This is a genomic window from Verrucomicrobiota bacterium (assembly GCA_037139415.1).
Classification (GTDB): Bacteria; Verrucomicrobiota; Verrucomicrobiia; order Limisphaerales; family Fontisphaeraceae; genus JBAXGN01.
Genome location: JBAXGN010000237.1, coordinates 1 through 10,445, shown reverse-complemented (window position 1 = coordinate 10,445; position 10,445 = coordinate 1). Strand labels below are relative to the sequence as shown.

The window sequence follows — 10,445 nt, the reverse complement described above, 5'->3', positions numbered from 1 at the left end:
CAAAACAACAAAAACAAAACAAAAAAACATTTACACAATTATATTTACAAAACCCAGAATCTTGGAGAAGTACGGCGGAATCTTCGGGAGGAACGATATTTCTTTGAAGAAGTGCGGCAGTTCTCCCGAGAATTATCGCGGGACGGCACGGTTTTGGAGGGGGATTTTGGCGCGCCAAGGCAAAAAGGCGGCGTCCGGAGGCCAAAACACCCCGTTTTCTCTCAAAAACGGGGTGTTGGCGTTCAAAATCGCGGTATTGGGGGCCGGAGCCGCGCTTACGCCGGCTGGGGCGCGGCGGTGGGCTTGGGCTGGACGCGGTCTTTCTTCCGCTGGCGCAGGGTGCTGAAGAATTCGTAGCCCTCGCGGAGGCGGCGGACGCAGGTGTTGCGGTCTTCCAGCATGGTTTTGATGATGCGCATGATGGGTTTGGGCCGGAAGAAGTATTTGACGTAGAAGCGGTCCATGGCCTCGAAGATTTCGTCCTTGGTCAGGCCGGGGTATTCGAGGGTGGATTGTTGGTAGCCGTCTTCGTGGAGGATGTCGGTCTTGTCTTTTTTGCTGAACCAGCCGTTTTGCTTGGCCATTTCGTAGAGTTCGGTGCCGGGGTAGGGGGCGGCAAGGGAAACTTGGATGCTGAAGACGTCCAGTTCCATGGCGAAGCGCATGGTTTCTTCGATGGTTTCTTTGGTCTCGACGGGGAGGCCCAAAACGAAGGTGCCGTGGATCATGACGCCGAGTTTTTTGCAGTCGGCGGTGAAGCGGCGCATTTCTTCGAGGGTGACGCCCTTCTTGACGCGTTCGAGGATTTGGGCGTTGCCGGATTCGTAGCCGACGAGGAAGAGGCGCAGGCCGCCGTCTTTCATTTGTTTGATGGTATCGTAGTTGAGGTTGGCCCGGCTGTTGCAGGACCAGGTGACGCCCAAAGGTTTGAGTTTTTTGGCGACTTCGCGCGCGCGCGGCAGGTTGGCGGTGAAGGTGTCGTCGTCAAAGAAGAATTCTTCAACCTGGGGGAAGAGTTTCTTGGCGTGGGCCATTTCGGCGGCAACGCTGTCGGCGGAGCGCACGCGGTATTTGTGCCCGCCAATAGTTTGGGGCCAGAGGCAGAAGGTGCATTGGGCCGGGCAGCCGCGCCCGGTGTAGAGGGAGAGGTACGGTTCTTTGAGGTAGCCGATGGAGTATTTCTCGATTTCGAGGTCGCGCTTATAGACGTCCACGACCCAGGGGAGGTCGTCCATGTTGGCGATGAGGTCGCGCTCGGGGTTGTGGATGATTTTGCCGTCTTTTTTATAGGAGAGGCCCTTGATTTCGGCGAGCGGGCGGCCTTCGGCGACTTCTTTGCAGGTGTAATCGAATTCCTTGCGCCCGGCCCAATCCACCGCCGGGGAGGCTTTGAGGGTCTCGGTGGGGAGGACGGCGGCGTGCGCGCCGACAAAGCCGATGGTGGTGGCGGGTTTCTGGGCCTTGATGGCTTCGGCGACTTTGCAATCGTTGCGCAGGGAGGGGGTGGAGGTGTTGATGACGACGTGGTCGAACGCCTTGGCGGTCTCAAGGCAGGCTTTCACGTCTATATCGTGCGGGGGGCAATCCAGGAGTTTGCTGTCCGGCACGAGGGCGGCGGGTTGCGCCAGCCAAGTGGGGTACCAGAAGGAGCGAATCTCGCGGCGGGCCTGGTAACGGGCGCCGGCGCCGCCGTCAAAGCCTTCAAAGGAGGGTGGGTTCAGGAATAATGTCTTCATGAGTGTGGTATCGGGGATGGGGTGGTTCAGGTGCGCCGGTTATTCGGCTTTGACTTCAATCTTTTTCTGACTGGCGATTTTGGCGAGCAGGTCGTCCCGCTGGCTGGTGTCGCCGGTGCCGCAGGGGATGGCTTTGCCGTGTTCCGCAACGGCGGTGTGGGCCTGGGCAAGATGACCCTTGCCAATCGAACATCCGTTGTAGGCCTGGACTTTGTCGCCCTCGGCGTAGCGGGGCGGGCGGGTCGCGAAGTTATAGGCGAAATTCTTCCAGTTATCGCCGGCCTGGTAGTTCGTGCCCAGCGCGCCGCTGGGGTCGTAGCCGCAGTGGACCATGCAATTCTCGCAGCGGGGATCGCGCACGACGCCGTTGACGACGCCGTATTTGCTCCAGTCCAGCGTATCCAGCATGTTCTGGTAGGTATCGTAGTGGCCGTCGGTCATCAGGTAGCAGGGGCCTTTCCAACCTTTGATGTTATAGGTGGGGATGGCCCAGGCGGTGCAGGTGAGGTCGCGCTTGCCGGCCAGGAATTCCTGATAGACGGGCGTGCCGAAGATGGTGAACTGCTTGCCCCATTCCTGGATGTTCTTGAACTTCTCGCGCGTGGCGGCGCGGGTGAGGAAGAACTCCTCGGGATTCTTGTGCAGGCGCTTGGCCATGTCCTGCTTGGCGGCATCGTAATCGTAGCCGGGGGAAATCGTGTGGCCGTCCACGTCCAGCCACGAGAAGAACTTGAACATGTCCTCGATTTCCTTGATCTCGGTTTCCTTATAGACCGTGGTGTTGGTGGCCACCTGGAACCCGAGAATCTTGGCCATCTTGATGGCCTCGACGCATTCCTTGAAGACGCCCTCGCGCTCGACAATCAGGTCGTGCGTGTATTCCAATCCGTCAACGTGGACGTTCCAGTAAAGCCACTTGGTTGGACTAATGACGGGGCGGCTGTCGGCTTTGCCTTTGCGGATGGTTTCGGCTTCTTTGTCGGTGATCAACTTGTCGGTCACCAGCCGGCTGAGGGTGGTTTCCAGGGCTGGGGAGTAGATCGCCGCCAGGTAATCCCGCATTTTCTTCCGCATGAAGAGGCCGTTGGTGCAGATATAGACAATGCGCTTCTGCTTGAGCAGGCCGTCCACCAATTCTTCGATCTTGGGGTAAATCAGGGGTTCGCCGCCGCAGACCGAGATCATGGGGGCATCGCATTCTTCGGCGACGGCCAGGCATTTTTCGAGGGGCACCATGTCCTTGAGGCTGGTGGAATACTCGCGGATGCGCCCGCAGCCCGTACACGTCAGGTTGCAGGTGTGCAATGGCTCCAACTGCAGCACCATGGCGAACTTGGGCGTCCGCCGCAGCTTGTGCTTGATGATATGTTTGGCGATTTTAACCGATAGTGCCAAAGGGAAACGCATAATTGTCAGGTCTAAGGTGCCGAGTCAAACGTGGGGGTTACCCGAGGCAGCAACCCATTACATGGGAGTATCTTACCGGATTGGGCCGGTGACTGGACCAGGGTGCGAAGCCGCCCCCGGACCAAGAACGTCCGATTTTTCTTTTTGCACCAGCCGCGCCGGTGCTATGTTGCCAAACATGCATGTTTAAACGAAACAAACTTGCAAAAGTATAGGGCCAAACTGCATAATGGCAACCACGAATTCTGTGCTCATGCGGACAAATTATAGCCAACGGGTAATCCCGGCCGGCCGCCCAGTGGCGGGCATGCTTGCCGTTTTGTGGTTGGCGGGGAGTTTATGCGTGGCGGCGGACCCGCCCGCGAGCGAGACGGAAACCCTTCAGCAATTCCGCCAGGCCGCGGAGAAAACCTATCAGGCCGTGCGTGAACAATACCGCGCCGCCACCACAAATGTCACCGCCGCCTGGACTTTTGCGCGGGCGTGCTTTGACCTGGCGGAGTTCTCCCGTAACGATACGGAACGGGAATCCCTCGCTTTGGAGGGCATGTCGGCCTCCCGGCAGTCCATTATTCTGAAATCGGACTTGGCCGAGGGGCATTACTACCTGGGGATGAACCAAGGGCAACTGGCCCGCACCAAAATGCTCGGGGCGCTAAAATTGGTGCATGAAATGGCGGATACTTTCAAGCTGGCCTCCAGTCTGGACGCCCATGTGGATTATGCCGGGCCGGATCGCTGCCTGGGTTTGCTTTATCGCGATGCCCCCGGCTGGCCCACCAGCGTCGGCAGCAAAAGCAAGGCGCGCACGTACCTGCTCAAGGCCGCGCAATTGGAAAAGGACTTCCCCGAGAACCAACTGAACCTGGTGGAATCCTACCTGCAATGGAGCGAGCGGAAGAACGCCCTGGCCATGTCCAATACGGTTCAGGCCGTGATGGTCAAGGCCCGCGCCACGCTGACCGGCGCAGTCTGGGCGTGCAGTTGGCATGACTGGGATAAGCGTTGGGACGCCGCCCGGGAAAAGCTGGGGAAGAAATAAAAGGCTGCGACCTGTAATATCCACAGGTTCGGATATTGGCGTTGCAATTTGAAGCGAGCATCTTCGGTATCTTTTCTCATCCAAGCATGGCGTAACAATGGGAGAAAAGGACCCAGTCTGAAGAATATCTGGCATAAAAAGTGGAGCACATCGCCTGTCCGGCATCCGCAACACCGCGTTTGAAATTTTTATGGTGAATTTTGACTGGCAATTTAACAAACCTTCTTCATACTATGCCTGCATCATGAGCGGAGCAAAAAAAATTGGAACTGGCGGCGATGGCGTCGCCAAAGAATTGACGGTCACGAACAAGCTGGGCATACATGCCCGGCCAGCCGCAATGTTTGTCAAAGTGGCCAATCGTTTTGGCTGCAACGTGCTGGTGGAAAAAGACGGCGAAACGGTCAATGGAAAGAGTATCATGGGTTTGATGATGCTGGCCGCTGGCCCAGGCAGTCATATTACGGTGCATGCTGATGGGCAGGATGCCAACCGGGCGGTGCAGGAGCTTGAAGAGTTGCTCAAACGCAAATTCGACGAAGATTAGGGCCTTAGGTGCTCTAAGCCATGCTTTGGCTGACCTTACAACAGCTTAAGTCAAAAAGCGAGAAAACCCGCCTGCACGCGGTAGAGAAGCTGACCGCGCTAGCCGACAAAGGGGAAACCGATGTTCTGGATCATCTGATTCTTGCGTTGCAAGATCCCGTCGCGGAGATTCGCACCCTGGTCGCCCGCAGCTTTGGCTCGATTAACGAAGAACGGTTGGTGGAGCCGCTCATTAACGCGTTGCGAGACCATGATAGCGTGGTGCGCGAGGCCGCCGCTGAATCGCTGAAAAAACGGCGCGAGCCGAGTGCCATCCCCGCCTTTGTCAACCTGCTGAAGGACGAAAGTCCGCGCGTGCGCTGGTTTGCCGCTAGCGCCCTCGAAACCATGGGCTGGACTCCGCGTGATGACGTGCAGCGCGCCTGGCGCACGGTGGCACTCGGTAAACTGGAACAGGCTGCCGAGTTGGGGGCCGCCGCCATTGATCCGCTGGTTTCGGTGCTGAAAGAGGGGGTGTACTACAAACGTCTGGAGGCGGTGGATGCGCTCAGCCGCATCGGTGACGTGCGAGTAGTCAAGCCGCTCATCAACGCGCTCTGGGACGAGGACAGCAACGTGCGCACTGCGGTGGTGCATGCGTTAAGCAAAGTGGGTGACACGCGGGCGGTGGACCCGTTGATTCTAGCATTAAAGGACAAAGATAACCGGGTGCGCACTGCGGCAGTGGAGGCGTTGAGCCGCATCAACGATCCCCGGGCAGTTCAACCGCTCTCTCGCTTGTTGTCCGATGGAAGCTGGGATGTTCGCGCGGCAGTGGTGGAGGCTCTGGGACGTATCAAAGATCCCCAAGTGTTGGACCCCTTGGTATCGGTATTGCGCGATTCAGACAGTGATATCCGGCATGTGGCAGCCGTGGCACTGGGCAAACTGGGCGATGCCCGGGCAGTCGAGCCGTTAGTGCTGACGCTGAAGGACGAACAGGAGTCCGTGCGGCAGGCGGCGGAGGCGGCCTTGATCAAGATTGATCCCAACTGGGAGAAATCAGAAGGCGCCCGGCGAGTGGTGCCGCAACTGGAAGCCGCGCTGAAATCCGATGAATATTGGGTGCGCAATGCGGCGGCGGCGGTGCTGAAACGGATTGTCGGCGAAGAACGCCAGGTCAATCTTGGTTCCGCAGAGTTTGCCGATCGCGTTACCTATAAGCGACAGGAAGCGGCGGAGATTTTGATGGCGGCACTTAAGGATGAAGATAGCGATTTGCGCCAGGCGGCGGCTGAAGCCTTGGGTCGTCTGGGCCATAGACCAGCGACGGAAGCTTTGTTGAGTGCGTTGCTCGACACGGATGAGTGGGTGCGCCGCGCTGCCGCTGCCGCGCTGGAAACCCTGAGCTGGCAGCCAACGGATACGGGTCAACACGCCTTGCAAACGGTAATCCTCCAGCGGTGGGTCCAAGCTGTCTCGTTGGGAACTGCCGCCGTGGATCCGCTCATTTCCGCGCTTACGGATGAGGATAGCGGGGTACGGTACTGCGCGGCGGAAGCCTTGGGCAAGATCAAGGCTGGTCGCGCCATGCAACCTTTGTCGTTCCTGTTGCAGGATCAATACAAGCCGGTGCGCCGGATGGCTGCGCAAGCCATTGTGAGCATCGGACTGGACCAGGCAACTCCCATGCAACGCGCCTATGTGGCGGTGGAACTGGGGGATTGGGATTCAGCGGTGGCGGTTGGGGCGTTTGCGGTGACGCCTTTAGTGGCCGCCGTGCGGCGGCGGCTGGAAGAGCCGGAACTGGCTTCAGCGGCTGCTGCCGCATTGCAGCGAATTAACGATCCGCGTGCTGCTCTGGAACTCGTTGGCTTGCTGTCTGATCCAGAGGTGGCGGGGGAAGCCCTGGTTAGCCTCCAATTCCTGCTGGCCAACCGGAGTGCCGATCTGGAGGTGGAGGCACTCCGTAAAATGGAAAAATTGGAGCGGTCGGTAGTCCATGTGTATGAGATGGAGGAAACGATTGGCGGCTATGTGCGCACCGGCCAGCGACCCCTGGATGCGGATTTTGTGCGACTGGCGGCTCAATCTGCGCTGGCCAAACGCGGGTTGACCAGCTAGCGCGCTAACCCAGCAGGGCGGTCACTTGAGCAATAGTTTCTGGAGGATTCTGATGGACGATGCCGCGCCAGCCGCGCGCTACACCGGCGGCCACATTTTCCGGTCTGTCATCCAAGTACAGAATATCCGCTCCCTTGCAGCCGCTGAGTTTTTCCAGCGCGGCATACATGACCGGTTCCGGTTTCATGGATTGGCAGGCGTACGAGTAGATATACGCATCGAAATTGGCATACCAGGGGAACGCCTCCCGCACATGCTCAATGGCCAGGGGATTGGTGTTGGAAAAGATAAACGTTGGGAGACCGGATGCCCGCAGGGTCTGTTGTAACGCGACCATGGCGGGGATTTCGTGGAATATCGCGCCAAAAAACACGTTGAAATCATTTTGCGTACCCGCATAGCCGGTCTGGCGCTTGAAGGTTTCAAAAAAATCACGGGTGGTGATTTCCCCATTTTCATATCGGTGCAACAGGGGGGTGTCCAACAAAACCCGGCGCACCTCCGCCGGCCCGGCTTGGGTACGGCGCGCCAGGTTTTCCGCCGCGATCCCGTAATCGAAATCCAGCAGTACCTTACCCAAGTCAAACACCACTGTTTTAGGTTTGTTCATGGCGTAAAATTGAATCAGGTCATTTGCCGGCGTCCTTCCAGGGCTCGGCTAAGGGTGAGTTCGTCGGCGTATTCCAGCCCGCTTCCCGCCGGCAACCCATGCGCGATGCGGGTGACGGACACGTTTTTACCGGCCAGGCGTTTGTCCAGGTAATAGCTGGTGGCGTCCCCCTCGACATCGCTGCCCAGGGCAATGACCACCTCGGTCACCCCTTCCGGCGCCAGCCGCCGTTCCAATTCGGCAATCCGCAAATCTTCGGGCTCCACGCCGTTCAGCGGGGAAAGCTTGCCACCCAGGACGTGATATTTGCCGTGAAACGCGCCGGATTTTTCCAAGCGTAACACGTCCACGGGGGTTTCCACGACACACAGGATGGTCGCGTCACGGCGCGGCGAGGCACAGAGTTCGCACGGTTGAAGTTCGGTCAACCCGCCGCATTGCTGGCAGAGTTGGATTTTAGCGCGCGCCTCCACCAGGGTCTGGGCGAGTTGTTGGGTGAGGACGGCATCCGTCTGCACCAGATGCAGCGCAATGCGTTCCGCCGAGCGCGGTCCAATGCCGGGCAGTTTACTTAAGCTGGCCACCAATGCCTGGAGAGGTTGCGGTAGCGTCATCATGGCTGGGTAACCGGTAACCGCGAACACCGTTCGCGCGGGCTACATCATTCCCGGCAAGCCAAAGCCGGAGGTTACTTTGCCCATTTCATCATTATTGATTTGGCGCGCTTGCGCCAGCGCCTGGTTCACGGCGGTGAGGACCATGTCTTCAATGATTTGGGCGTCCGAGGGATTCAACGCCTGCGGATCAATCTTGATCGAGGCGAGCGAACCATCGCACCGGGCGACCACTTTGACGGCACCACCACCGCTGGTGGCTTCCACTGTGCGCCCGGCCAGTTCTGCCTGGGTTTTTTCCATTTGCTGCTGCATGCGCGCAGCTTGTTTCATGAGTTTGCCTATGCTCGACATATTGATGAATGGTTATGGGATTATTCGTTGCTGGATCGCACCCAAGGATGGTTTAACCGGACTATTGCCGGACCAGGGTGCCTTTGAAAATTTCCAACGCCTTCTGAATCATAGGATCGTTTTTGAATGTCAAGGGGTCAAATTCGGGCGGTTTGCCATGGTCATTGGCCGGGGTGCCGGACGGGTTCTGCCCTGCCTGGTTGGCAGTGGCAGCCGGAGCTGGTTTCGGACGGTTGGCGGGTTCCTCCGCCACCACGAATTTGATGAATACATGGCCCAGCCCCAGTTCCTTGAACTTGCCTTGCAGCAAGGTGTGGTTTTTTGTGTTATTTACGAGGTCGAGGTGTTCCCGGACTACCGGCGGAAAACCGATGGTAAAGGTACCCTTCTCGAAGGAAACCGGGAACGCCTCCTGCAAATAGGACTTCACAAACGGACTGGCGCGTCCGGCAGCCTCCACCACCCGGGCATAAAGGTTTTCCATCTCCTCGGGGGAAAGTTGGTGAACTGGCTTGGCCGCTGGGACGGGGGCAACGGGAGCGGATGGAGTCGGTGGGACCACGGCTGGAGCGATGACCGGCGCGGGCGCTGGAGCGACTGGGCGTGAAGTGGTCGGCGCAGCCATGGCTTGGCGCAGGCTGGCAAAAGCTGCCGGGGTGGCGGCAGTGCTGGGTGCGGTAGGAGCGGGAGCGGTGTTAGTTGCTCCACCACCTTCCGCCCGCAGTTGCTGCAACTGTTTCAGTACTGCATCCAAGGAAACGGCGTTACGGGCCTGGATGGCTTTTAGCATGGCCACTTCAATGAGGATTTTTTTGGAGGCGGCGTCGCGCAGGTTCATTTCGCAATCGCTCAACACCTCCATGATGCGGGTGAGCGCCTCGGACGGCAGGCTGGCGGATTGTTGGGCCAGCACCGCAGTTTCGGCTTCGGAAGCCTCCAGTAACGATTGATCGCCCGGTGCCACCTGGTGAATCAGCAAGTTGCGGAAATGCCGCAGCAAATCCGAAATCAGCCGGCCCAAATCCTTGCCCTGTTTGGCCAGGGTGTCCAGCTCGCGTAGCGCGGTGGCGGTATCGCCGGTGATGATGGCCTGGGTGAGCGCCAGCAACTGGGTTTGGGCCATCAGACCGTACATGGACAGCACGTCGGTTTCGACGATCTGGTTGCCGCAAAAGCTGATGAGTTGGTCCAGAGCGGATTCCGCGTCACGCATGCCGCCGTCGCAGCCGCGGGCGATGGCGTGCAACGCGGCATCTTCCACCGTCACTCCCTCCTCCTTGGCGATATGCTTGAGTTGCTTGACGATCAGGGCCACCGGGATGCGCCGCAAATCGAACCGCTGGCAGCGCGAAAGAATGGTGGGCAGCACCTTTTCCGGATCCGTGGTGGCAAACATGAACTTGACGTGGGCCGGGGGCTCCTCGAGCGTCTTCAGCAGGGCGTTGAACGCCTGCGTGGTGAGCATGTGAACCTCGTCAATGATATAAACCTTGAACTTGGAAGAGGCTGGGGCGTATCGGGCGGTGTCGCGTAACTCGCGCACTTGATCCACGCCGTTGTTGCTGGCACCGTCAATCTCCAGCACGTCAATGCTGCGCCCCTCAGTGATTTCCACGCATTTTGGATCCTGTTCCTCGAAATCCACTTTGGGACCGCCGGTGCAATTCAGGCACTTGGCAAAAATGCGGGCAATGGTGGTTTTGCCGGTGCCGCGCGGCCCGCAGAACAGGTAGGCATGGGCAATGCGTCCCTGCGCGATGGCTTGGGCGAGCGTCTGCGTCACATGCTCCTGCCCCACCACATCGCTGAACCGTTGCGGACGGTACTTCCGCGCTATGACCTGATACGACATTCGTTTATTTGCGGCGGACGCACCGGGAGCGAGCGGTAAGGATCAAGGTCCACCGTATGCGCTCCCGGCGTTTCCGCCAGATAAAAGTAAATGCCAGGGTTACCACGGCGTATGCCGAGCAAACTACCGTTGCTGCCTTCCGGCCCTGGCGGGGTTCGTAAGTCCGCATTCCATGGGCCCT

9 protein-coding genes and 1 other RNA gene are annotated in these 10,445 nt (G+C 58.7%); 3 read left to right on the top strand and 7 right to left on the bottom strand.

The genetic code is table 11. The features are described 5' to 3' along the window. Window positions 1-275: 275 nt before the first annotated feature. Complete coding sequence (gene hpnJ / locus WCO56_26675) at window positions 276-1,736, bottom strand: hopanoid biosynthesis associated radical SAM protein HpnJ (protein MEI7733184.1); 1,461 nt, start codon at window positions 1,734-1,736, stop codon at window positions 276-278. A 39-nt stretch (window positions 1,737-1,775) separates the two neighbouring features. After that, on the bottom strand, window positions 1,776-3,143 hold the full coding sequence (locus WCO56_26670; protein MEI7733183.1) for a DUF3463 domain-containing protein: 1,368 nt from the start codon (window positions 3,141-3,143) through the stop codon (window positions 1,776-1,778). Window positions 3,144-3,396: 253 nt separating this feature from the next. Between WCO56_26670 and WCO56_26665 the strand changes: the two genes are divergently transcribed. The 3 genes from WCO56_26665 to WCO56_26655 all read left to right on the top strand — a co-directional run bounded on the left by WCO56_26665 (window position 3,397) and on the right by WCO56_26655 (window position 6,834). Further along, the gene (locus tag WCO56_26665) at window positions 3,397-4,185 is read left to right on the top strand and encodes a hypothetical protein (protein ID MEI7733182.1); all 789 of its coding nucleotides are present in this window, start codon (window positions 3,397-3,399) and stop codon (window positions 4,183-4,185) included. Between the two features lie 244 nt (window positions 4,186-4,429). Further along, window positions 4,430-4,732 carry an HPr family phosphocarrier protein gene (locus WCO56_26660; protein ID MEI7733181.1) on the top strand — a complete coding sequence of 101 codons (303 nt, stop codon included), beginning with the start codon at window positions 4,430-4,432 and terminating at the stop codon, window positions 4,730-4,732. Between the two features lie 20 nt (window positions 4,733-4,752). Continuing rightward, a complete protein-coding gene (locus tag WCO56_26655) occupies window positions 4,753-6,834 on the top strand; it encodes a HEAT repeat domain-containing protein (protein ID MEI7733180.1) in 2,082 nt (693 codons plus the stop codon). A 4-nt stretch (window positions 6,835-6,838) separates the two neighbouring features. On the opposite strand, the gene WCO56_26650 is transcribed toward WCO56_26655, so the two are convergent. The 5 genes from WCO56_26650 to ffs all read right to left on the bottom strand — a co-directional run. Further along, complete coding sequence (locus WCO56_26650) at window positions 6,839-7,444, bottom strand: HAD family phosphatase (protein MEI7733179.1); 606 nt, start codon at window positions 7,442-7,444, stop codon at window positions 6,839-6,841. A 14-nt stretch (window positions 7,445-7,458) separates the two neighbouring features. Further along, window positions 7,459-8,061, bottom strand: a complete 603-nt coding sequence (recR, locus tag WCO56_26645; protein MEI7733178.1) for a recombination mediator RecR — start codon at window positions 8,059-8,061, stop codon at window positions 7,459-7,461. Between the two features lie 39 nt (window positions 8,062-8,100). Beyond that, window positions 8,101-8,412 carry a YbaB/EbfC family nucleoid-associated protein gene (locus tag WCO56_26640; GenBank protein MEI7733177.1) on the bottom strand — a complete coding sequence of 104 codons (312 nt, stop codon included), beginning with the start codon at window positions 8,410-8,412 and terminating at the stop codon, window positions 8,101-8,103. Between the two features lie 61 nt (window positions 8,413-8,473). Next, the gene (gene dnaX, locus WCO56_26635; GenBank protein MEI7733176.1) at window positions 8,474-10,264 is read right to left on the bottom strand and encodes a DNA polymerase III subunit gamma/tau; all 1,791 of its coding nucleotides are present in this window, start codon (window positions 10,262-10,264) and stop codon (window positions 8,474-8,476) included. A gap of 88 nt (window positions 10,265-10,352) precedes the next feature. After that, window positions 10,353-10,445: signal recognition particle sRNA small type (gene ffs, locus WCO56_26630), an RNA gene on the bottom strand; the annotation flags it as partial.